Annotated in this window: 22 protein-coding genes; 6 read left to right on the top strand and 16 right to left on the bottom strand. The window is 71.0% G+C overall.

Translation table 11 applies throughout. From position 1 onward, the window contains the following. Positions 1-31 precede the first annotated feature (31 nt). Positions 32-2,773: a phosphoenolpyruvate carboxylase gene (gene ppc / locus OHN19_RS25435; RefSeq protein WP_330266412.1), complete on the bottom strand. Its 2,742-nt coding sequence runs from the start codon at positions 2,771-2,773 to the stop codon at positions 32-34. Positions 2,774-3,083: 310 nt separating this feature from the next. Between ppc and OHN19_RS25430 the strand changes: the two genes are divergently transcribed. Together OHN19_RS25430 and OHN19_RS25425 are read left to right on the top strand one after the other, a co-directional pair. Further along, positions 3,084-4,094: an acyl-CoA desaturase gene (locus tag OHN19_RS25430; protein WP_330266411.1), complete on the top strand. Its 1,011-nt coding sequence runs from the start codon at positions 3,084-3,086 to the stop codon at positions 4,092-4,094. Continuing rightward, the gene (locus OHN19_RS25425) at positions 4,091-4,771 is read left to right on the top strand and encodes a TetR family transcriptional regulator (RefSeq protein WP_123761272.1); all 681 of its coding nucleotides are present in this window, start codon (positions 4,091-4,093) and stop codon (positions 4,769-4,771) included. Before OHN19_RS25430 ends, OHN19_RS25425 begins: the two co-directional genes overlap by 4 nt. 116 nt (positions 4,772-4,887) lie before the next feature. Here the strand turns inward: OHN19_RS25425 and OHN19_RS25420 are convergent, their stop codons facing one another. From OHN19_RS25420 to OHN19_RS25410, 3 genes are all read right to left on the bottom strand, one after another. Beyond that, positions 4,888-5,061, bottom strand: a complete 174-nt coding sequence (locus OHN19_RS25420; protein WP_330266410.1) for a CsbD family protein — start codon at positions 5,059-5,061, stop codon at positions 4,888-4,890. 64 nt (positions 5,062-5,125) lie between these two features. Next, entirely contained in the window at positions 5,126-5,479 is a 354-nt protein-coding gene (locus OHN19_RS25415; RefSeq protein ID WP_330266409.1) for a VOC family protein, read from the bottom strand. Beyond that, positions 5,479-6,273 (bottom strand): trans-aconitate 2-methyltransferase, encoded by a 795-nt coding sequence (locus OHN19_RS25410; protein ID WP_330266408.1) that lies wholly within the window; start codon positions 6,271-6,273, stop codon positions 5,479-5,481. Before OHN19_RS25410 ends, OHN19_RS25415 begins: the two co-directional genes overlap by 1 nt. An 89-nt stretch (positions 6,274-6,362) precedes the next feature. Between OHN19_RS25410 and OHN19_RS25405 the strand changes: the two genes are divergently transcribed. Further along, positions 6,363-6,860, top strand: coding sequence for a MarR family winged helix-turn-helix transcriptional regulator (locus OHN19_RS25405; RefSeq protein WP_007382615.1), 498 nt, complete (start codon positions 6,363-6,365; stop codon positions 6,858-6,860). A 108-nt stretch (positions 6,861-6,968) separates the two neighbouring features. Here the strand turns inward: OHN19_RS25405 and OHN19_RS25400 are convergent, their stop codons facing one another. Further along, positions 6,969-7,736 carry a response regulator transcription factor gene (locus tag OHN19_RS25400; RefSeq protein WP_330266407.1) on the bottom strand — a complete coding sequence of 256 codons (768 nt, stop codon included), beginning with the start codon at positions 7,734-7,736 and terminating at the stop codon, positions 6,969-6,971. 273 nt (positions 7,737-8,009) lie between these two features. Between OHN19_RS25400 and OHN19_RS25395 the strand changes: the two genes are divergently transcribed. Next, a complete protein-coding gene (locus OHN19_RS25395) occupies positions 8,010-8,468 on the top strand; it encodes a GNAT family N-acetyltransferase (RefSeq protein WP_330266406.1) in 459 nt (152 codons plus the stop codon). On the opposite strand, the gene OHN19_RS25390 is transcribed toward OHN19_RS25395, so the two are convergent. From OHN19_RS25390 to galT, 4 genes are all read right to left on the bottom strand, one after another. Beyond that, complete coding sequence (locus OHN19_RS25390; protein WP_330266405.1) at positions 8,458-9,246, bottom strand: hypothetical protein; 789 nt, start codon at positions 9,244-9,246, stop codon at positions 8,458-8,460. The genes OHN19_RS25395 and OHN19_RS25390 overlap by 11 nt on opposite strands. A gap of 87 nt (positions 9,247-9,333) precedes the next feature. Then, complete coding sequence (galK, locus tag OHN19_RS25385) at positions 9,334-10,488, bottom strand: galactokinase (protein WP_330266404.1); 1,155 nt, start codon at positions 10,486-10,488, stop codon at positions 9,334-9,336. Positions 10,489-10,490: 2 nt separating this feature from the next. After that, a complete protein-coding gene (gene galE, locus OHN19_RS25380) occupies positions 10,491-11,459 on the bottom strand; it encodes a UDP-glucose 4-epimerase GalE (protein WP_330266403.1) in 969 nt (322 codons plus the stop codon). Beyond that, positions 11,456-12,517 carry a galactose-1-phosphate uridylyltransferase gene (gene galT, locus OHN19_RS25375; RefSeq protein ID WP_330266402.1) on the bottom strand — a complete coding sequence of 354 codons (1,062 nt, stop codon included), beginning with the start codon at positions 12,515-12,517 and terminating at the stop codon, positions 11,456-11,458. Before galT ends, galE begins: the two co-directional genes overlap by 4 nt. Before the next feature lie 111 nt (positions 12,518-12,628). On the opposite strand from galT, the gene OHN19_RS25370 reads away from it, so the two are divergent. Together OHN19_RS25370 and OHN19_RS25365 are read left to right on the top strand one after the other, a co-directional pair. Beyond that, positions 12,629-14,326: a sodium:solute symporter family protein gene (locus OHN19_RS25370; RefSeq protein WP_330266401.1), complete on the top strand. Its 1,698-nt coding sequence runs from the start codon at positions 12,629-12,631 to the stop codon at positions 14,324-14,326. A gap of 18 nt (positions 14,327-14,344) precedes the next feature. Further along, on the top strand, positions 14,345-14,656 hold the full coding sequence (locus tag OHN19_RS25365; RefSeq protein WP_330266400.1) for a hypothetical protein: 312 nt from the start codon (positions 14,345-14,347) through the stop codon (positions 14,654-14,656). A 243-nt stretch (positions 14,657-14,899) separates the two neighbouring features. Here the strand turns inward: OHN19_RS25365 and OHN19_RS25360 are convergent, their stop codons facing one another. The 7 genes from OHN19_RS25360 to OHN19_RS25330 form a co-directional block, all read right to left on the bottom strand. Then, positions 14,900-15,574: a helix-turn-helix transcriptional regulator gene (locus OHN19_RS25360; protein WP_123761285.1), complete on the bottom strand. Its 675-nt coding sequence runs from the start codon at positions 15,572-15,574 to the stop codon at positions 14,900-14,902. 212 nt (positions 15,575-15,786) lie between these two features. Continuing rightward, positions 15,787-17,589: an ABC-F family ATP-binding cassette domain-containing protein gene (locus OHN19_RS25355; RefSeq protein ID WP_330266399.1), complete on the bottom strand. Its 1,803-nt coding sequence runs from the start codon at positions 17,587-17,589 to the stop codon at positions 15,787-15,789. Between the two features lie 49 nt (positions 17,590-17,638). Continuing rightward, on the bottom strand, positions 17,639-18,538 hold the full coding sequence (locus tag OHN19_RS25350; RefSeq protein ID WP_330266398.1) for a 4-(cytidine 5'-diphospho)-2-C-methyl-D-erythritol kinase: 900 nt from the start codon (positions 18,536-18,538) through the stop codon (positions 17,639-17,641). Beyond that, the gene (rsmA, locus tag OHN19_RS25345; RefSeq protein ID WP_330266397.1) at positions 18,535-19,407 is read right to left on the bottom strand and encodes a 16S rRNA (adenine(1518)-N(6)/adenine(1519)-N(6))-dimethyltransferase RsmA; all 873 of its coding nucleotides are present in this window, start codon (positions 19,405-19,407) and stop codon (positions 18,535-18,537) included. The genes OHN19_RS25350 and rsmA overlap by 4 nt, the downstream gene beginning before the upstream one ends. A gap of 22 nt (positions 19,408-19,429) precedes the next feature. Beyond that, positions 19,430-20,743 carry a ubiquitin-like domain-containing protein gene (locus OHN19_RS25340; RefSeq protein ID WP_330266396.1) on the bottom strand — a complete coding sequence of 438 codons (1,314 nt, stop codon included), beginning with the start codon at positions 20,741-20,743 and terminating at the stop codon, positions 19,430-19,432. A 99-nt stretch (positions 20,744-20,842) separates the two neighbouring features. Continuing rightward, a complete protein-coding gene (locus OHN19_RS25335) occupies positions 20,843-21,727 on the bottom strand; it encodes a TatD family hydrolase (RefSeq protein WP_330266395.1) in 885 nt (294 codons plus the stop codon). A 47-nt stretch (positions 21,728-21,774) separates the two neighbouring features. Further along, a complete protein-coding gene (locus tag OHN19_RS25330) occupies positions 21,775-22,170 on the bottom strand; it encodes a hypothetical protein (protein WP_330266394.1) in 396 nt (131 codons plus the stop codon). Positions 22,171-22,308: the final 138 nt, after the last annotated feature.

The raw sequence follows: 22,308 nt of genomic DNA, 5'->3' as shown, positions 1-22,308 counted from the left end.
AGGAACCCCGGGGGCACTGTCGTGTCCGGACTCAGCCGGTGTTGCGCAGGCCCGCCGCCACACCGTTGACGGTGAGCAGCAGGGCGCGGGAGAGCAGCGGGTCGGGCTGTTCGCCCGCGGCGGCCGCGTCGCGCTGGCGCTTGAGGAGGGTCACCTGGAGGTAGGAGATCGGGTCCAGGTAGGCGTCGCGGATGGCGAAGGTCTGCTTGAGGACGGGCTGGGCGTCGAGGAGTTCGGCCTCGCCGGTGACGCGCAGGACCTCGCGGACGGTGAGTTCGTGCTCGGCCTCGATGTCGGCGAAGACGTGCTGGAGCCCGGCGGGGACCAGGGTCTCGACGTAGTGGCGGGCGATGCGCAGGTCGGTCTTCGCGAGCGTCATCTCGACGTTGGAGATGAAGTTCCGGAAGAAGTGCCACTGCTCGTGCATCTCGTCCAGCACGGTGTCGAGCCCGGCCTCCCGCAGCGCCTTGAGGCCCGAGCCGACGCCGAACCAGCCGGGGACGATCTGCCGGGACTGGGTCCAGCCGAACACCCACGGGATGGCGCGCAGTCCGTCGAGGGAGACGCCCGAGCCGGGGCGCCGGGAAGGCCGGGAGCCGAGGTGCAGGTCGGCGAGCTGGTCCACGGGCGTCGAGGCGAGGAAGTAGTTCGGCAGGTCCGGGTCCTCGACGAGCCTGCGGTAGGCCGCGTGGGCGGCGTCGCTCACCACGTCCATCGCCGCGTCCCAGCGCGCCAGCGCCTCGTCGGACTGGCGCGGTGCGGTGTGCAGGGCGGAGGCCTGGAGGGTGGCCGCGACCGTCAGCTCCAGGTTCTCCCGGGCCAGCGACGGCACGAGGTACTTGTCGGAGATGACCTCGCCCTGCTCGGTCACCTTGATCTCGCCCTCCAGGGTGCCCCAGGGCTGGGCGAGGATCGCGTCGTGCGAGGGGCCGCCACCACGCCCGACGGTGCCGCCGCGGCCGTGGAAGAGCCGCAGGCGCACGCCGTAGCGGTGGGCCACGTCGCGCAGCCGCCGCTGCGCCCGGTGGATCTCCCACTGGCTGGTGGTGATGCCGCCGAACTTGGAGGAGTCCGAGTAGCCGAGCATGACCTCCTGCACATCGCCGCGCAGGGCCACGAGCCTGCGGTACGACGGGTCGGAGAGCATGTCCTCCAGGATGGTGTCGGCGGCCTTCAGCTCGTCGGTGGTCTCCAGGAGCGGCACGATGCCGATCTTCGCCCAGCCGGCGTGCAGGTCCAGCAGTCCCGCCTCGCGGGCCAGGACCGCGGCGGCGAAGACGTCGTCGGCGCCCTGGCACATCGAGATGATGTACGACTCGATGACCTCGGGTCCGAAGACCTCCAGGGCCCGCTTGACGGTCTGGAAGACGCCGAGGGTCTTCTCACCGGCCGCGTCCACGGGCGCCGGGGTGGGCGCCAGCGGCCTGCGGGAGCGCAGCTCCTTCGCGAGCAGCTTGGCCCGGTACTCGCGGGGCATGTCGACGTACCGCCAGGACTCCTCGCCGAGACGGTCGAAGAGCTGGCCGAGTGCGTGGTGGTGGGCGTCGGCGTGCTCGCGGACGTCCATGGTGGCGAGCTGGAGGCCGAAGGCGGCCAGGGTGCGGATGGTGCGGTCCATCCGGCCGTCCGCGAAGAGCCCGCCCCGGTGCTCGCGCAGCGAGGTCTGGATCAGGGTGAGGTCCTGGAGCAGTTCGCTGGTGCCGAGGTAGTCGCGGCCGTCCTCGTGCGGGATGCCCTTGGCCAGACGGGTCTTGGTGTTCTCCAGCTTCTGCCGGATGCAGGTGGCCTTGAGGCGGTACGGCTCCTCGGCGTTCAGCCGCTTGTAGCGGGGGCTGATCTCCGGGAGGCGCTCCAGGTCGGCCTTGAGGGACTCCAGGAGTTCCTCGGTGGCGCCGGTGTAGCGGATGGAGTTCGACAGGAAGCCGCGCAGCTCGTCGATGAGCTCCAGGGCGTCGTTGATGCCGTGCTCGTGCTGGAGGATCAGGACGTCCCAGGTCACCTGGGGGGTGACGTTGGGGTTGCCGTCACGGTCGCCGCCGATCCAGGTGCCGAAGGTGAGGGGGCGGGTGGCGTCGGGGATTCTGACGCCGACGCGTTCCAGTTCCGCGGTGAGGTCCTCCAGGACGTCACCCACGGCACCGGCGTGCAGCTCGTCGAGGTAGTAGATGGCGTTGCGGGCCTCGTCGGCCGGCTCGGGACGTACGACCCGCAGCTCGTCGGTCTGCCAGACCAGGTCGATGTTCTCGGCCAGACGGGTGTCGTAGCGGCGCCGGTCCGACTCGATGACCGGCGTCTCCAGCAGGGCGGCGATCCGGCGGAGCTTGTTCAGCACCGAGCGGCGGGCGGCCTCCGTCGGATGGGCCGTGAAGACCGGGCGGACGTTGAGGTTGGCGACCGTCTGGCGCAGGTGCTCGGGGTCGGCGTCCTTGAGGCGGTCGGCGGTACGGGCGAGGAGACCGCCCTCGGCGGCGCGGCGGGCGCGCAGCTCGCGGCCGCGGTGCACCTGCTCGGTGACGTTGGCCAGGTGGAAGTAGGTGGAGAAGGCGCGCACCAGCTTGGCGGCGGTCTCCAGTTCGGTGCCGCGCAGCAGCTCGGCGGCGGCCTCGCCGTCCTCACGGGTGAGGCGGCGCACCTTCTCGACCAGGTCCAGCAGCTCGGGACCCTCCTGGCGGACGAGGGTCTCGCCCAGGAGATCGCCCAGCCGGCGGATGTCCGCGCGCAGCTCACTGCTGGTCGACGTGGCGCTCGTAGTCAGGTCGTCGGCACTGCTCACAGGTGCGGCTCCTTGCAGTGTTGAAGCTCGTCCGGGAGGGGAACCCGGAGTGCGGTCGTGCGGCAGCCGCCGCATACGGGCCGGACATCCGGGAAGAAATCAGAGCGGACCGCGCTGTCCGACCGACTCCAAGGATAGGTGTCCATGCGGACGCGCAGACGTTTGGGCTCTTGCCGTGAGACGGCGACGCACTGCCATACTTACGTCGCCGTAGGTTACGGAACCGTAGGGTCCGCTGTAACGGAACCCGGGAAGGATTGCCGCAGCCCGGCACCTGTCTCAACCCTCGAAACCCCACAGGGGACGCCCCATGACCACGAGCTCCGATGTGCTCGATGACGCCCCGAAGGCGAACGACGGCCCGACACCGCCCTCCGCGACGCTGGGTGGTGAGCAGAAGCGTTCGATCGAACAGATCACGCTGCTCCTGTTCATCACCGTGCCCTTCCTCGCGCTGCTCGCGGCGGTGCCGCTGGCGTGGGGCTGGGGTGTGAGCTGGCTGGACCTCGGCCTTCTGGTCTTCTTCTACTACCTCGGCTGCCACGGCATCACGATCGGCTTCCACCGCTACTTCACCCACGGCTCCTTCAAGGCCAAGCGGCCGCTCAGGATCGCGCTGGCGATCATGGGGTCGATGGCGGTCGAGGGGCCGCTGGTGCGCTGGGTGGCCGACCACCGCAAGCACCACAAGTTCTCCGACGCCGAGGGCGACCCCCACTCGCCGTGGCGGTTCGGGGAGACGCTCCCGGCGCTGATCAAGGGTCTGTGGTGGGCCCACATCGGCTGGATGTTCGACGAGGAGCAGACCCCGCAGGACAAGTACGCGCCGGACCTGATCAAGGACCCGGCGATCCGCGCGATCTCCCGGCAGTTCATCTTCTGGACGATGCTCTCCCTCGCCCTGCCCGCCGTGATCGGCGGCCTGGTGACGATGTCCTGGTGGGGCGCGTTCACGGGCTTCTTCTGGGGCTCCCTGGTCCGCGTGTGCCTGCTCCACCACGTGACCTGGTCGATCAACTCGATCTGCCACGCGGTCGGCAAGCGGCCCTTCAAGTCGCGGGACCGCTCGGGCAACGTGTGGTGGCTGGCGGTGCTGTCCTGCGGTGAGTCCTGGCACAACCTGCACCACGCCGACCCGACCTCGGCGCGGCACGGGGTGATGCGGGGGCAGATGGACTCCTCGGCGCGGATCATCCGCTGGTTCGAGATGGCCGGGTGGGCGTACGACGTGCGCTGGCCGTCACGCTCGCGTATCGATTCCCGCCGGAACACGGACCGGGACGGCTCCCGGCGCAAGAAGGAGACCGCCGAGGCGGCATGATGGACGCCGTGGCGACCGACTCCAGCAGTACCCCGAGCAACGAGGCGAAGCCGCGGCGTGCCCGGCGCACCCGGATGACGGGTGCCGAGCGCCGCGCCCAGCTTCTGGAGATCGGTCGCACGCTGTTCGCCGCGAAGGGCTTCGAGGGCACGTCGGTCGAGGAGATCGCGGCGAAGGCGGGCGTCTCCAAGCCGGTGGTCTACGAGCACTTCGGCGGCAAGGAGGGGCTGTACGCGGTGGTGGTGGACCGCGAGATGCGGCGCCTGCTGGACATGGTGACCAGCTCCCTGACCGCGGGGCATCCCCGCGAACTGTGCGAACAGGCGGCCTTCGCCCTCCTCGACTACATCGAGGAGTACACGGACGGCTTCCGCATCCTGGTCCGCGACTCCCCGATCCCCCAGTCCACGGGTTCCTTCGCCTCGCTGATCTCCGACATCGCCACGCAGGTCGAGGACATCCTGGGCCGCGAGTTCAAGAGCCGCGGCTTCGACCCGAAACTGGCCCCCCTGTACGCCCAGGCCCTGGTCGGCATGGTCGCCCTGACGGGCCAGTGGTGGCTGGACGTCCGCCGCCCGAAGAAGGCGGAGGTAGCAGCCCACCTGGTCAACCTGGCCTGGCACGGCCTGGACGGCCTGGAGGCGAAACCGCATTTGATCGGGCGCCGGAAGAGCTGACCGGGGCCACTGGGTGACTCAGGGCGCCCCCTGGGACGTATCCCCGCCGACTGGCGCTGAGACGTCGACGGCCCGTGCACCGCTCCTCGGTGCACGGGCCGTCGGTTTTCGTACCGTCAGTGCTTGAAGGTGTCCTTCGCCTTCTCCTTGGCCTGGCGCGCGTCCCCCTTGGACTGCGCCATGCGGCCCTCGGCCTCCATGCGCTCGTTGCCGACCGCGCGGCCCACGGCCTCCTTGGCCTTGCCCTTGGCCTGTTCCTTCTTGGCCTTGGCCTTCTGGTCTCCTGCCACCGTTCTCACTCCCAGCGATGAACGACTCGGCTGTCATCACTGCGGGTGACCCGCCTGGCCGTGATCAAACCAGGAACTCCAGCCGGTTGCCGACCGGGTCCGACGAATAGAACCGCCGGCGTCCCGGCAGCCCCTCGTCCCACTCCACTTTCGCCCCGCCCGCCTCCAGCCGGGCCGCGTACGCCGCGATGTCCGTGACCCGCAGGCCCGGGTGGGCCTTCCTCGCCGGGTGGAAGTCCTCCTCGATCCCCAGGTGGAGTTCCACGGCCCCCGCCCGGAACCAGCATCCGCCGCGGGCCGCGAGCAGCGGCGGCTTGGGGATCTCGGTCATGCCGAGGACGTCGGCGTAGAAGGCGCGCAGCAGGTCCTCGGAGCCGGGCGGTGCCGCGAGCTGGACATGGTCCACGGCGGTGAGCATCAGTGCTCCTTGCGGGCCACCGCGAAGATGCGGCGGAACGGGAAGGGGGTGCCGTGCGGGCCCGTCGGGTAGGCCTCGCGCAGGGCCGTGCGGTACGCCTCCAGGAACTCCGACCTGGCCCCCGGGTCGTCGGCCAGCGCGGCCAGGACCGGGCGCAGGCCCGTCCCCTTCACCCAGTCCAGGACCGGGTCCTCCCCCTGGAGGAGGTGGACGTATGTGGTCTCCCATACGTCCGTCTCGCAGCCCAGGTCGGCCAGCACCGCCAGATACGCCTCGGGCGTGCGCACGGCGTCCTCGTGGCGCAGGGTCTCCGCGAGGCCGGCCGACTCCGCGAGCTCGCGCATCAGGCGGTGGCTCGGGGAGCCGAAGTTGCCGGGCACCTGGAAGGCGAAGGTGCCGCCCGGGGCGAGCCCGGCGATCCAGTCGGCGAACCGCTCCACGTGCCCCGGCACCCACTGGAGCGTGGCATTGCTGATGATCAGGTCGTACGGCTGTGCGGGCGCCCAGGTGCGCACGTCGGCGTGGGCGAAGTCCAGGCTCCCGCCACCGGCGGTGGGGCCGGCGTACTCGACCCGCGCTTTGTCGAGCATCTCGGCGGAGTTGTCGTAGCCGGTGATCCGGGCCGTGGGCCAGCGGGCGGCGAGCAGCGTGGTCACGTTGCCGGGTCCGCAGCCGAGGTCGGCGATCAGGGGTGCCTCGCCCGGCAGGTCCGGGACCCGGGCGAGGAGGTCGGCGAAGGGGCGTGCGCGGTGGTCGGCGTGGCGGAGGTACTGAGCGGGATCCCAAGTCGTCATGGGACCCACTCTCCCCGCCGATTTATCTTGATGTCAAGAGACTTCACATCAAGAGACTTCACGTCGACACAACCACTACACTGATCGTCATGGAGGACGAGGTCGATCGGCTGGTCGCTGCGTGGCGCCGGGAGCGCCCTGACCTCGACGTGGAACCGCTCGAGGTGCTCAGCCGGGTGAGCAGACTGGCCCGGCACCTGGACCGGGCGCGCCGGCTGGCCTTCGCCGAGCACAGCCTGGAGCCCTGGGAGTTCGACGTGCTGACCGCGCTCCGGCGCGCGGGGACGCCGTACCAGCTCTCCCCGGGGCAGCTGCTGACGCAGACCCTGGTCACCTCGGGCACCATGACCAACCGCATCGACCGGCTGGCCAAGAAGGGCCTGGTGGAGCGGTTGCCGGACCCGAGCGACCGGCGCGGTGTGCTGGTGCGGCTCACGGAGGACGGCAAGGACCGCGCGGACCAGGCCCTCGCCGGTCTGCTGGAACAGGAACGCGCGATCCTCGCCGAACTCTCCCGCGCCCAGCGCGGCGAACTGGCCGGACTGCTACGCCAGTTGACCGCCCCGTTCGACAACATCCCCGGCTAGGCGCTCCACTGGGAGAGCCGGCCGGGTAGTGCCCCGCCAGGTCGTCGTCGGGTGCGGCGCCGTTGTGGCTCGTCGCGCCGTTCCCGCGGCCCTCACGGCGTCGCTCCGCTACGCCAGTTGACCGCCCCGCTCGACGACGTCCCCGGCCAGGTCGACGGGTCCGACGCCGGCGCGACGGGCGAGGGCGACGGCGGCCAGGGTGGAGTGGACGCCCAGTTTGCCGAGGACGTTCTGCATATGGGTGCGGACGGTGTGCGGGGAGAGGAACAGCCGCTCGGCGACCGCCTTGCGGCCCAGCCCGGCCACCATGCAGCGCAGCACCTCGCGCTCGCGCGGGGTGAGGGACTCCACCAGCCGCTCGCTCTCGGTGCGGTGCTTGCGGGCGGCGGTGAGCTCCCGCAACACGCCCGTGAGCAGGGCGGGCGGGAGGTGGGTCTCGTCGCGCAGCACGCCTCGTATGACCGTGAGCAGCCGGGACAGCGAACAGTCCTTGGCGACCCAGCCCGAGGCGCCGGCCTGGAGGGCGAGCGCGGCCCGGCGCGGATCGTCCTTCTCGGCGAGCACGACGGTCCGGACCGCCGGCTGCGCCGTACGGACCCCGGCGACCAGCGAGATGCCGTCGACCAGACCGTCCTCGTTGCCGTCCTGCACGGAGACGGCGGGCCTGATGCCCTGGACGTTGCCGCCCAGGTCGGCGTCGACGAGCAGTACGTCGAACCGGCGGCCCTCGGCGGCCGCGCGCTCCAGCGAGCGCAGCGCGGCGGGACCGCTGCCGGCCGCGGAGACCTCCACGTCGGGCTCGGCCGCCAGCGCGGCGGCGAGCGACTCGGCGAAGATGCGATGGTCGTCGACGACCAGGACTCGGATGCGAACCACGTAACCCCCTTCCCCGAGCTCTCGAAGAGCAGGGGATACCCCATCGCCATCATGGGAGGACGACTCGGGAGACGACACCGCCGCGGGTACGACGCCCGAAGCACGATGGCCGCACGGCCGCCGCCGCGCAAGAACTGCTACCCCCACTTCGGGCGCCGTACCCGACCGTCTCGCCCCCTGATCAGCACCGGCCCCCACCGGTGCTGTTCATCAGGGTACGGCCGGGGGGCAGGAGCGGAAGGTTATTTGCAGAACTGGCTGTCCGGGGCGTTTATGGTGAGCCGCATGTTTCGTCTGGAGACAGAAGTCGACAAAGCCCGGCAAGATCTGCTCCGCAAACGGCTGCGGGACACCAACACGGCGGCCTCCCCGGTGCTCCGTGCCCTGCGCGGAACCCCAGGTGAACGGGAACTTCCGCTCCACGTCTGGGTGTTGGACGACTCCGGCGCGCTGGCGGGCGGACTGGTCGGCCACACCTGGACCAACTGGCTGCACGTGGCCCATCTGTGGGTCGACGCACGGCACCGCGGGGCGGGCCTGGGTTCGCAGTTGCTCGCACAGGCGGAGCGCATGGCGCGCCGCGAGCGGGGCTGCACCTCCGTACGCCTGGAGACCTGGGACTTCCAGGCGCCGGAGTTCTACAAGAAGCAGGGCTACGACGTGGTGTGCGTGATCCCGGACTATCCGCCCGGGGTCACGGAGTACACGCTGACCAAGCGGCTCACCGCCTGAAGCGCCAGGAGCCCGGATCGTCCGCCGGCTCCAGGCCCAGCTCGCCCGCGATGCCGGCCGCGCGGCGGTGGGAGACGTCGGGGTAGTGCCCGGGGTGCACCTCGACGAAGCCGTGGTCGTCGGCCACGGCCGTGCGCAGGGCCTCGCGGAGGATGTGCTCCTGCTCCTCCGTCCTTGCCCGCTCCTCCCGTCGGCGGGAGACGGTCACGCCCCGGCGGGCGGTGGCCGCGACCACCCCGAGCGCGATCAGCGCGAACGCCCCGACGCCCAGCACGTCTCCGGTCGCGTCCGCGTCGTCGGGGGTACGGGGTCGCAGCACGCCCCGGGGGTCGGCGAGCACGGTGACGTGCTGGCCGAGGGCGAAGCTGCCGGACTTGGCCTGGAGGGCGGGGCCGGGGAGCCGGGTGCCGTCGCGGCGGGCGAGGAGGTAGTCGTAGGTGTGGTCGGCACGCCCCTGGTCGGGGGCGAGCCACTCGCGCACGACGGTCGCGCTGATCCGCTCGCCCCGCCGCTCCAGGGTGAGGTCGTCGCGGGCCAGGTCGGCGATGTACACGGCCATCAGGGAGGCGCCCACCACGAGCAGCGCCGCGGTCAGACCGGTCTCGTCGGCGGCGAGCCTGGTCAGCAGCACGGCGAGGAGCACGCCGTGGGCGATCCACAGGGGCACCAGGAGACCGGAGCCCTCGTGGTCCGCCAGCACGAAGAAGCCGACGATCGCGGCGAGCGCGTAGCAGCCGATGCAGATCGCCGACAGGATGCGATGACGCCCTCGACTCACGCTCCGAACCTACTGGGACGTACGCCAGGGAGAGGCCCGGCTTTCCCCAAGTTCGGATCAAGCCGGGCAAAACAGCGGTCAGCCGGTTCAGACCAGGCGCCGGGCCCCCGGGGAGGGAACCGCCTCGAAGACCCGCGGAGCGGTGAACTCCGCGGCGGCGAAGGCCTCTTCGACCGCCTTGGTGATGGTCTCCACGTCACTCGCCTCGGCCAGCACGATCGCCGAGCCGCCGAATCCGCCGCCGGTCATCCGGGCGCCCAGGGCGCCGGAGGCGAGGGCGGTGTCGACGACCAGGTCGAGCTCCGGGCAGGAGATCCGGAAGTCGTCCCGCAGCGAGGCGTGGCCCGCGACCAGCACCGGGCCGATGGCGCGGGTCTCGCCCGACTCCAGCAGGGCGACGACCTTCTCGACCCGCTCGTCCTCGGTGACCACGTGCCGGACCAGCCGTACGGCCTCCTCGTCGTCGCCGAGCCGATCGAGAGCCGCGTCGAGCTCGCCGTAGGGGATGTCCCGCAGGGCGTCGACGCCGAGCAGGGCCGCGCCGCGCTCGCAGCCCGCGCGGCGCTTGCCGTACTCGCCCTCGCTGTGGGAGTGCTTGACCTGCGTGTCGACGACGAGCAGGACCATGCCCTCGGCGGCGAGGTCGAAGGGGATCTGCTTCTGGGAGAGGTCCCGGGTGTCGAGGAACAGGGCGTGGCCGGTCTCGCAGCAGGCGGACGCGGTCTGGTCCATGATCCCGGTGGGGGCGCCGACGTAGACGTTCTCGGCGCGCTGGCACAGGCGGGCCAGCTGCCAGCGCTGGAGGCCGAGTTCGAACAGGTCGTTCAGGGCGAGCGCGACGACGACCTCCAGGGCCGCCGACGAGGACAGGCCCGCGCCTGCGGGGACCGTCGAGGTGAGGTGGACGTCCGCGCCGGTGACCGGGTGGCCTGCCTCGCGCAGCGCCCAGACCACACCGGCCGGGTAGGCGGTCCAGTTCCGGTCGCTCTCGGGGGCGAGGTCGTCGAGGCGCAGCTCGACGACGCCGCCCTCGACGTCGGCCGAGTGCAGCCGCAGGACGCCGTCCGTGCGCCTGGAGACGGCGGCGACGGCGGTGTGCGGCAGCGCGAAGGGCATCACGAAGCCGTCGTTGTAGTCGGTGTGCTCACCGATGAGGTTGACGCGGCCGGGCGCCGACCAGACACCGTCGGGCTCGGTGCCGTAGAGCTCGGTGAATCCGTCCCGGACCTGCTGTGCCGCCACTGTCACTGCTCCCTTGCTGCGCTGATGGACTGCGCGAACTCCCAGGCGTCCGCGACGATCCCCGCGAGATCCGCGCGGGTCGGGTTCCAGCCCAGCTTCTCGCGGGCGGTGGCGGCGGAGGCGACCAGGGTGGCCGGGTCGCCGCCCCGGCGCGGGGCCACGACCTCGGGGATCGGGTGGCCGGTGACCTGGCGGACCGTCTCGATGACCTGGCGGACGGAGAAGCCCTCGCCGTTGCCGAGGTTGCAGATGAGGTGCTCGCCCGGCCGGGCGGCGTCCAGCGCGAGGAGGTGGGCGTCGGCCAGGTCGGCGACGTGGATGTAGTCGCGGACGCAGGTGCCGTCCGGGGTCGGGTAGTCCTCGCCGAAGACGGAGATCGCCTCCCGCTTGCCCTGGGCGACCTGGAGGATCAGCGGGATGAGGTGCGACTCGGGGTCGTGGCGCTCGCCCTGCTTGCCGTAGGCCCCGGCGACGTTGAAGTAGCGCAGGGACACGGCACCGAGGCCGTGGGCGTTCGCCTCGCTGGTGATCATGAAGTCGACGGCGAGCTTGGAGGCGCCGTACGGGTTGGTGGGCCGGGTCGGCGCGGTCTCTACGATCGGCACCTCCTCGGGCTCCCCGTACGTGGCGGCCGTGGAGGAGAAGACGAGTCGGCGGACGCCCGCCTCGCGCATGGCGCCGAGCAGGGCCATGGTGCCGCCGACGTTGTTGTCCCAGTACTTCTCCGGCTTCACGACCGACTCGCCGACCTGGGAGAACGCGGCGAAGTGGAGCACGCCGTCGAAGGAGGCGTCGAGCCACTTGGCGGCGTCGCGGATGTCGCCCTCGATGAAGGTCGCGCCGGCCGGGACGCCCTCGCGGAAGCCGGTGGAGAGGTTGTCGAGGACGACGACCTCGTGCCCCGCCTCGATGAGGTGCTGGGCCACGACCCCGCCGACATAGCCCGCGCCACCTGTCACCAGGTACTTCATGAACTCGCTACCTCTCGCAGTCGCTGTGCCGCGGCCTCCGGCCGGATGTCGTTGATGAACACGTTCATGCCCGACTCGGAGCCCGCGAGGAACTTCAGCTTGCCGGACGTACGGCGAATGGTGAAAAGCTCGAGATGGAGCGCGAAGTCGTCGCGGCTCACGCCCTCGAAGTCCTCCAGCGCACCGAACGGCGCCTGGTGCCAGGCGGCGATGTACGGCGTGGGAGGCTCCCCTTCCCCGAAGATCCGGTCGAAGCGCCTCAAGAGTTCCAGATAGACCTTGGGGAACTCTGTGCGGGCCTCCTCGTCCAGCCCCAGCAGGTCCGGCACCCGGCGCTTCGGGTACAGGTGCACCTCGTACGGCCAGTGGGCGGCGTAGGGCACGAAGGCGACCCAGTGCTCCCCCTCCAGGACGACCCGCTCCTCGGCGAGTTCCCGCTCCAGGACGGCGTCGAAGAGGTTCTCCCCGCCGGTCGCCTCCTTGTGCGCCGCGAGCGAGCGCAACATCAGTGCGGTGCGAGGCGTGGTGAAGGGGTAGGCGTAGATCTGGCCATGGGGGTGACCCAGGGTCACACCGATCTCGGCACCCCGGTTCTCGAAACAGAAGACCTGCTCGACGGAAGGGAGATGGGACAGCTCCGAGGTCCGGTCGGTCCAGGCGTCGAGAACCAGCCGCGCCTGTTCCTCGCTCAGATCCGCGAAGGAGGCGTTGTGGTCCGAGGTGAAGCACACGACCTCACAGCGGCCCGAGTCGCCGGCCAGCGAGGGGAAACGGTTCTCGAAGACCACGGCGTCGTACGACGAGTCCGGGATCTCACTCAGCCGGTCCCCCTGCGAGGGGCACAGCGGGCACTCGTCCTTGGGCGGGTGGTAGGTGCGCCCCTGTCGGTGCGAGGCGATGGCCACGGAGTCGCCGAGCAGCGGATCCCGACGAACCTCGGACGTGGTGACAGTCCGCTCCAGCGGACGCCGGTCCACGGCGTCGCGGACGGTGTCGTCGCGCAGGTCGTAGTAGATGAGCTCGCGACCGTCGGCCAGCCGGGTCGAGGTCTTCTTCACCGCTGAACTCCTTCACCCAAACATAACTAAACACAAGTAACCATAACCGCCCACCAACGTCAACATCGGAATCAAACAAAGCGCATCAGTCGAGGTGTTCAATTGCTGACTATGCAAACCCCCACAAACGGCGCACACACCGCATATCTCGCGGCCGAGCTGAGACTCCCCACCAACTGGCTCGACTACACGATCCTCGGCATCTACTTCGTCGTCGTCCTCGGGATCGGCTTCGCGGCCCGCCGTTCGGTCAGGACGAGCCTCGACTTCTTCCTCTCCGGCCGCTCCCTGCCGGCCTGGATCACGGGTCTCGCCTTCATCTCGGCCAACCTGGCCGCGACCGAGATCCTCGGCATGGCCGCCAACAGCGCGCAGTACGGCGCCTACACGGTCCACTGGTACTGGATCGGCGCCATCCCGGCCATGGTCTTCCTCGGCCTGGTGATGATGCCCTTCTACTACGGCAGCAAGGTGCGCTCGGTCCCCGAGATGCTGCTCCTGCGCTTCGACAGGTGGGCCCACCTGCTCAGCTCGGCGCTGTTCGCCTTCGCGGCCATCCTCATCGCGGGCGTCAACCTCTACGCCCTGGCGATCGTGGTGGAAGCCCTGCTGGGCTGGCCGCAGTGGGTGGCCATCGTGGTCGCGGGCGCCTTCGTCCTCGCCTACATCACCCTGGGCGGCCTGTCCTCCGCCATCTACAACGAGGTCCTCCAGTTCTTCGTGATCCTGGCGGCCCTGATCCCCCTGGTCGTCCTCGGCCTGAAGAAGGTGGGCGGCTGGGGCGGCCTGACCGACAAGCTGACGGCGGAGCACGGCGCGAACTTCACCACGGCGTGGGGCGGCACGGGCATCGGCAGCTCGAACCCGCTGGGCGCGAACTGGCTGACGATCGTGCTGGGGCTGGGCTTCGTCCTGAGCTTCGGCTACTGGACGACGAACTTCGCGGAGGTCCAGCGGGCGCTGTCGGCGAAGAACCTCTCGGCGGCCCAGCGCACCCCGCTGATCGCCGCGTACCCGAAGATCTTCATCGTGTTCCTGGTGATGATCCCGGGCCTGGTGGCGGCGGCCCTGATCCCCGGCTTCGGCACGGCCGACTCGGGCTACCAGTACAACGACGCCATCCCGTACCTGATGGAACAGCTCCTGCCGAACGGCGTCCTCGGCATCGCGGTCACCGGCCTCCTGGCCGCCTTCATGGCCGGCATGGCGGCGAACGTCTCGTCCTTCAACACGGTGTTCACGAACGACATCTGGGCGCGGTACGTGCAGCGGGGCCGGGAGGACGAGTACTACGTCCGCTTCGGCCGCCTGATCACGGTGATCGGCGTCTGCGCCTCCGTGGGCACGGCCTTCCTGGCCTCGTCCTTCTCGAACATCATGAGCTACCTCCAGACGCTGTTCTCCTTCTTCAACGTGCCGATGTTCGTGGTCTTCATCGTCGGCATGTTCTGGAGGCGCGCGTCGGCGAAGTCGGGCTTCTGGGGTCTGCTCGCCGGCACGGTCGCGGCGATGGTGAACTACTTCTGGATCTACAAGCAGGGCATCATCGACATCCCCTCCGACCAGGGCGCCAACTTCGTCTCGGCGATCGTCGGCTTCGTGGCGGGTGGGGTGGTCATGGTCGCGGTGTCCCTCTTCACGTCCCCGAAGCCCGCGGAGGAACTCCAGGGCCTGGTCTACGGCACGACGTCCCCCGGCATGTCCGAGCCGCCGGCCGCGGGGGACGACGCCTGGTACCGCAGGCCGGCGCTGCTGGGCTGGGGCGCGGTCGTGCTGGCCGCCGCCTGCTACATCCCGTTCTCGTTCTGATCGCGGAGGATTCGAACCATGTCCGCTGAACACCACGGCTATTCCGAACACGACGTCCAGCGGGAGGTCACCGACCTCCAGGCCAAGTCCGCGACGGCGGCCCGCATCTTCGACCTGCGCCGCATCATCGGCGGCCTCTTCGTCCTCTACGGCATCATCGTCACGATCGCCGGCATCAACCCGTCCGACTCCTCCCTCGACAAGTCAGAGGGCATCAACATCAACCTCTGGACCGGCCTGGGGATGCTGCTCCTGGGCATCTTCTTCCTGGTATGGCTGAAACTGCGGCCCGCGGCGCCTGTGCGGGTGTCGGAGGACGAGGACGCCTGAGGGGTGCCGGGTGCGGTTGTGGGGCGGGCGCGGGTCCGTCGTGGCTGGTCGCGCAGTTCCCCGCGCCCCCGCTGCGCTGGGCTTGGGCCGGGCGCCTACGGGGGTGCCGAGTGCGGTCGTCAGGCGGGTGCGGGTGCATTGTGGCTGGTCGCGCAGTTCCCCGCGCCCCTGGGTGGGTGCAGTTGACCTGCGCCACGACCGGACCGTCAGCGCCCGCCCCCGCCGGACCCGCGGACAGCGGGCTCACCGCCCCACCGGCCCCGCCCGGTCCAGCAACCCCGTCCGCGCCGCCAGCGCCGCCGCCTCCAACCGGGATCCCACGCCCAGTTTCATCAGCACCCGCTGCACATGCGTCCGGGCAGTCGACGGCGCTATGCCCATCCCCGCCGCGATCAGCCGCGTGTCCTCCCCGTCGGCCACCCGCACCAGCACCTCCACCTCCCGAGGCGTCAGCATCTGGAGCAACCGCTGCCCCTCGTCGTCCGGCTGGGCCGCGGGGTTCAGCAGCTCACTGAACGCGCCCTGGAGCAGCTGCGGCGCCACCGCCGCCTCCCCCGCCCGCGCCTTCATGATCGCCCGCTCCACGCCCTCGATGCGCTCGTCGTGCCGTACATAGCCCGACGCCCCCGCCGCGAAGGCCGCCGCGATCCCGCGAGGGCTCGGCACCGGCCCCAGGACCAGCACCGCCACCTGCGGCCGCTCCCGCTTGATCTTCACAACCGGGTCGAACATCCCCGGCTCGGCCGGCGTGGCCGTCCCCAGCAGGCACACCTCGGGCGCCCGGCTGATCACCAGCTCCGCCGCCCCCGCGGCAGGCGCCGCCGCCGCGAGCACCCGGTGCCCGCGCAGTTTCAGTGCCGAGGCCAGCGCCTCGGCGAGCAATCGGTGGTCGTCGACCACCATGAGCCGAACTCCCATCGAGCAACCCCCCAGTCCCCCCAATGGATCCGTGTGAATGCCCCACTATGGATGCCCACTGATCCCCCCGGACAGGGGTCCCCTCCCGGCTCCCCCGCCCTTCATGCCCCCGGAAGCTACACGCTTGTTCGACGTTGCGCTTCCCCTACTGGTGAGAAGTGCCCCGGATCGATGGAATTTCTGTGTTTCGCCTCATTCGCGCTTGAAAGACCTCACGCGTCCTCGGCCAGCTCCAGCCACCGCAGCTCCAGTTCCTCCCGCTCCCCGGCGAGATCCCGCAGCTCGGCATCGAGGCCGGCGACCTTCGCGAAGTCCGTGGCGTGCTCGGCGATGGACGCGTGCAGCTTGGTCTCCTTCTCGGAGATCTTGTCCAACTGCCGCTCGATCTTCTGGAGTTCCTTCTTCGCGGCCCGCTGATCGGCTGCGCTCTTCTCGGCGACGGGCTTGGCCGCCACGGGCGAGGAGGCCGCCGCCGCCTCCTCCATCCGCTGCCGCCGCTCCAGGTACTCGTCGATACCGCGCGGCAGCATCCGCAGGGTCGCGTCACCGAGCAGCGCGAAGACCCGGTCGGTCGTCCGCTCGACGAAGAACCGGTCGTGGGAGATGACGACCATCGAGCCGGGCCAGCCGTCGAGGACGTCCTCCAGCTGGGTCAGCGTCTCGATGTCCAGGTCGTTCGTCGGCTCGTCGAGGAAGAGGACATTGGGCTCGTCCATCAGCAGGCGCAGCAGTTGCAGCCGCCGCCGCTCACCACCGGACAGGTCCCCGACCGGCGTCCACTGCTTCTCCTTGTTGAAGCCGAACGTCTCGCACAGCTGCCCCGCGGTCATCTCGCGCCCCTTGCCGAGGTCGACCCGCTCCCGCACCTGCTGGACGGCCTCCAGCACCCGCAGCGCGGGGTTGAGTTCGGCGACTTCCTGGGAGAGGTAGGCGAGCTTGACGGTCCTGCCGACCACGACCCGCCCGCCCGCGGGCTGGGTCTCGCCCTCGGTGCGCGCGGCCTCGGCCATGGCCCGCAGCAGCGAGGTCTTGCCGGCGCCGTTGACCCCGACGAGACCGATCCGGTCACCCGGGCCCAGCTGCCAGGTCACATGCTTGAGCAGCACCTTCGGACCCGCCTGGACGGTCACGTCCTCCAGCTCGAAGACCGTCTTGCCCAGCCGCGAGGACGCGAACTTCATCAGCTCGCTGGTGTCCCGCGGCGGCGGTACGTCCTTGATGAGCTCGTTGGCGGCCTCGACCCGGAAGCGCGGCTTCGACGTACGGGCGGGGGCGCCGCGCCGCAGCCACGCCAGCTCCTTGCGGACGAGGTTCTGCCGCTTGGTCTCCTCGGTGGCGGCGATCCGCTCCCGCTCGGCCCGCGCGAAGACGTAGTCGGAGTACCCGCCCTCGTACTCGTAGACGTCGCCCTTCTGCACGTCCCACATGCGGGTGCAGACCTGGTCGAGGAACCACCGGTCGTGGGTGACGCAGACGAGGGCCGAGCGGCGCTCGCGCAGGTGCTTGGCCAGCCAGGCGATGCCCTCGACGTCGAGGTGGTTGGTGGGCTCGTCGAGGACGATCAGGTCCTGTTCCTCGATGAGCAGCTTGGCCAGCGCGATACGGCGGCGCTCGCCACCGGAGAGCGGCGCGATGACGGTGTCGAGGCCCTGCGGGAAGCCGGGCAGGTCGAGCCCGCCGAACAGGCCCGTCAGTACGTCCCGGATCTTGGCGTTGCCCGCCCACTCGTGGTCGGCCATGTCCCGGATGACCTCGTGCCGGACGGTCGCCGTCGGGTCCAGGGAGTCGTGCTGAGTGAGGACGCCCAGGCGCAGTCCGCCGGAATGCGTGACGCGCCCGGTGTCGGTGTCCTCCAGCTTGGCGAGCATGCGGATCAGGGTGGTCTTGCCGTCGCCGTTGCGGCCCACGACGCCGATGCGATCGCCCTCGGAGACGCCGAGCGAGACACCGTCCAGCAGGGCACGGGTGCCGTACACCTTGCTGACGTTCTCGACATTGACCAGATTGACGGCCATTTCTCTCCTGCCCAGGGGGATCGATCGACCCTCCAGGGTAGTCCGACCGCTACGCCCCCAGCACCGTCGCACCCGGCACCGGCCCGGAGGCCGTACGCACCGCCCGGCAGGTGCCGGAAGCCCGGAGCGCGTCCGCGATCCTCGCCGCGGACCCGGCGTCGCGGGCGAGGAAGGCCGTGGTCGGGCCGGACCCCGAGACGAGCCCGGCGAGGGCGCCCGCGGCGCTGCCGGCCGCGAGGGTGTCCGAGAGTGCCGGGAAGAGCGAGAGGGCGGCGGGCTGGAGGTCGTTGGAGACGGCGGCGGCGAGCAGGTCCGGGTCGCCCTCGGCGAGCGCGTCGAGCAGCTGCTCGGAGGCGACGGGCGCGGGGACGTCGAGGCCCTCGGTGAGCCGGTCGAACTCCCGGAAGACGGCCGGGGTCGACAGCCCGCGCTCCGCCATCGCGAACACCCACGAGAAGGTGCCGCCGACGTCCAGCCGGCGCAGCTTCTCCCCGCGTCCCGTCCCGAGCGCGGCCCCGCCCACCAGGCTGAACGGCACATCGCTGCCCAACTCGGCGCAGATGTCGAGCAGTTCCGCTCGGGAGGAGCCGGTCCCCCACAGCGCGTCGCAGGCCAGCAGCGCGCCCGCGCCGTCCGCGCTGCCGCCCGCCATGCCGCCGGCGACGGGGATGTCCTTGGCGATGTGGACGTGCACGGCGGGATCCAGACCGTGGCGTTCCGCGAGGGCGATCGCCGCGCGCGCCGCGAGATTCGTGCGGTCCAGGGGGACCTGGGCGGCGTCCGGGCCCTCGCAGGTGACGCGGAGCTCCTCGGCGGGCGTCACGGTCACCTCGTCGTGGAGGCCGACCGCGAGGAAGACGTTGGCGAGGTCGTGGAAGCCGTCGGGGCGGGCGGCGCCCACCGCGAGCTGGACGTTGACCTTGGCGGGGACGCGGACGGTGACGCTCACTGCTGGACCGGCTCCTTGTTCTCTGCGATGCGCGCGAACTCCTCGACGGTGAGCGCCTCGCCGCGGGCCTGGGGCGAGACCCCGGCCGCCACGAGGGCCGTCTCGGCGGCCGCCGCCGAACCCGCCCACCCGGCGAGCGCGGCCCGCAGCGTCTTGCGGCGCTGCGCGAAGGCCGCGTCGACCACGGCGAACACCTCACGCTTCGAGGCGGTGGTCTTGACCGGCTCGGTCCTGCGGGTGAGCGCGACGAGGCCGCTGTCGACGTTCGGCGCGGGCCAGAACACGTTGCGGCCGATCGCCCCGGCCCGCTTGACCTCGGCGTACCAGTTGGCCTTCACGGACGGGACGCCGTACACCTTCGAACCGGGCGCCGCGGCGAGCCGGTCGGCGACCTCGGCCTGGACCATGACGAGGGTGCGCTCGATGCTCGGGAAGGTGTCGAGCATGTGCAGCAGCACGGGTACGGCGACGTTGTACGGGAGATTGGCTACGAGTGCCGTCGGCGCGGGGCCGGGGAGGTCGGTGACGTCCATGGCGTCCGAGTGGACGAGGGCGAAACGGTCCGCGCGGGCGGGCATCCGGGCGGCGATCGTCGCCGGCAGCGCGGAGGCGAGTACGTCGTCGATCTCCACGGCGGTGACGCGGTCCGCGGTTTCGAGGAGGGCGAGGGTGAGCGATCCGAGGCCGGGGCCCACCTCCACGACCACGTCGTCGTCCCGGACGTCTGCGGTGCGGACGATCTTCCGGACCGTGTTCGCGTCGATCACGAAGTTCTGGCCGCGCTGCTTTGTGGGGCGTACGCCGAGCGCTGCGGCGAGTTCGCGGACGTCGGCGGGTCCGAGCAGGGAGTCTGAGGAGGGGGTGCTCACGTGGACAGCCTAACCGTGGGCTTCAGCCGTGCAGACGCGTCCCGCAGTGCGGCCAAGGGCTCGCCCCCCGCCGTACGTACAGCTTCTTCGCTCTGAACGTCTGTTCCGCCGCGGGGGCGTCCTGGGGGCGGCCCGAGCCGCCGAGGCCCTGCCAGGTTCTCGTGTCGAACTGGTAGAGGCCGCCGTACGTCCCCGAGGGGTCCACCGCGTCGGGGCGGCCGCCGGACTCGCAGTGGGCCAGGCCCCGCCAGTTGAGGTGGTCCGCGCCCTGGACGGAGGTGGGCATCGGCCGGGTGCCCACCCGGACCACCTGGTCCCGGGGCTCGCGTACCGTCTCGACCCGGATCCGGCGCGGCTTCTGCTTGACGCCGTTGACGGTGCGCAGGGAGTACGTGACCCGTCGTACCCCCGGCTGCCCCGCCTGTTCGATGACCTCGGTGCCCTTGAACAGGGAGGAGTCCGCGGTCCGTTGCTCGCGGAACGGGATCCGCTCCTCGCGGACCTCCTTCGTCCCGGTGATCCGCAGCACCGTGATGGTCTGGCCTTCGCGCGGGAAGCTCCCCGAGGCCACGGAGGTGGTGTCCATCCCGCTCAGCGTGACGCCGGCCTGCTCCACGGCCTCGGCCACGGTCGCCGCGTTGGTCCGGATCGTGCGGGCCCGCCCGTCCGCCATGACGGTCACCGAGCGCTCGGTGCGCACGTCGAGGGCGAGGCCTTCCCGGCCGATCCGCCGGGAGCGCGGGGTGGACAGGTACGCGCCCTCGGCCCGTACCCCGAGCTGTTCGAGCGCCCCTTCGACGGTCTGCGCCGTCGTCCACACCTCACGCCGGTGTCCGTCGAGGGTGAGCCGCAGGGGTCGGCCGTACCGGACCGCGACCTCGTCCCCGCTGGTGAGCCGTTCCCCGGGGGCGGGCGCGACGACGTCGTGCGCGCCCACCGCGACGCCCTCCTCAGCGAGCAGTTCGGTCACGTCGTCCGCGAAGGTGTGCAGGGTGCGGGGCTTGCCGTCGACGGTCAGCTCGATCGCCTTGTCCTCGGCGACGAAGGCGGTGGTGCCGCCGGCGAGGAAGGCGACGACCAGCGCCTGCGGGAGCAGTCTGCGCACGGTGCTGTCGGAGCGCTCGGCGTACCGCGCCCTGCGCCGGCGCGCGGCCCGCCGTCCCGTCGACTGGAGCGGCAGCGTCGGCTCGGACGTCTCGTAGGCGGGCCGGTAGGTGTCCTCGTACGGCGGGACCGGCGTCCCGTAGACCCCGTACGGGAGCGTGTCCGCGGTGTACGGCTCGGTGGGGGCGTAGGCCTCGTACGCCTCGTACGTCTCGTACTGCGAGTTGCTCACGACGACACGCTCCAGGAGTCCGGATCGGGCCCCCAGAACCTAGCGGAGCGACCGTCACTCTCCAAAGCGACGCGACTACCCGCAGTCACGTTCGACCGGTCAGTACCCGAAGGCGCGTGCGGTGTTGGCGGCGAGTGCCGTGGCCAAGGCGTCCTCGTTGATGCCGCGGACGGCGGCCATCGCGCGCACCGTGACCGGAACGAGATAGGGGGCGTTGGGCCGTCCGCGGTACGGCGCCGGCGTCAGGAAGGGTGCGTCGGTCTCCACGAGCAGGAGCTCCAGCGGGGCCACCGCGACCGCGTCCCGCAGGTTCTGGGCGTTCTTGAAGGTGACGTTGCCGGCGAAGGACATGAAGTAGCCCTCGCGGGCGCACACTTCGGCCATCTCCGCGTCGCCGGAGTAGCAGTGGAAGACGGTCCGCTCGGGAGCGCCCTCCTCCTTCAGCACCCGCAGCACGTCCTCGTGGGCGTCCCGGTCGTGGATGACGAGCGCCTTGCCGTGCCGCTTGGCGATCTCGATGTGGGCGCGGAAGGACGACTCCTGCGCCTCCTTGCCCTCGGGCCCGGTGCGGAAGTAGTCCAGGCCGGTCTCGCCGACGCCCTTGACGTGCGGGAGCGCGGCCAGCCGGTCGATCTCCGCGAGCGCCTCGTCGAGGGCCCCGGTGCCGCCGGCGGTGCGCGCGCCCTGCCGGGACCAGCCGTCCGGGTCGCCGTGGACGATGCGCGGGGCCTCGTTGGGGTGCAGGGCGACGGTCGCGTGGACGGCGTCGTACCGGGCCGCGGTCTCGGCGGCCCACCGCGAGCCGCGGATGTCGCAGCCGACCTGGACGACCGTGGTCACCCCGACCGACGCGGCTTTCGCGAGCCCCTCCTCCACGGTCCCGTCCTGCATGTCCAGGTGGGTGTGGGAGTCGGCGACCGGCACCCGCAGGGGCTCCGGGAGCGGCGGTGCCGCGTTCTTCTCGCGGGGGCTGTTCGAAGGCATGCCCCGATCCTACGAAAGGGGCACGCCTCGCCCGTCGGGAGTCCGGTTCAGCTCGCCTTGCGCTGGAAGACGTGCAGCAGGTCGGACAGGTGCCAGTGGTGCTCGCCCGGCTGGGGCGAGCCGTCGGCGGCCGTCGGCACCTCCACGGGCCCGGCGGGGGGCGTGGTGTGCTGCCGGTGCGCCGCGTCGCGGGTGGCGGCGACCCGGCCGGGCCGCATGATCCGCACGACGTGGTTGTCGCAGTTGGCGCACGTGGGCCTGGAGAGCGGCGAGGGCACGACCCGTCCGTCCGCCATGTACTGCACGAACTCCCGGCCGTCGCCGTCGATGTGGTGCTCTATCTCGTACGACTGCTCCCACCCGTGCCCGCAGCGCATGCAGGCGAAGGAATAGGACTCGTTGACGACTGCCGTGGCACCGGGGTGCCCTGCGATCTCGCTCATGCCAGCTCCTGTGAGTCCGCTGGTTCGAAGGACGGGTACGTCCCTCACCCCAGTGGACGCCTCCGGGGGCGCCATGGCGACAGGCCTGTCGAGTGTTGGAGCCGATTTGGACTTTCCTTGCCAAACGGACCCGCCACG

Source organism: Streptomyces griseorubiginosus (assembly GCF_036345115.1).
Classification (GTDB): Bacteria; Actinomycetota; Actinomycetes; order Streptomycetales; family Streptomycetaceae; genus Streptomyces; species Streptomyces griseorubiginosus_C.
This window is presented reverse-complemented; position numbering and strand designations above follow the sequence as displayed.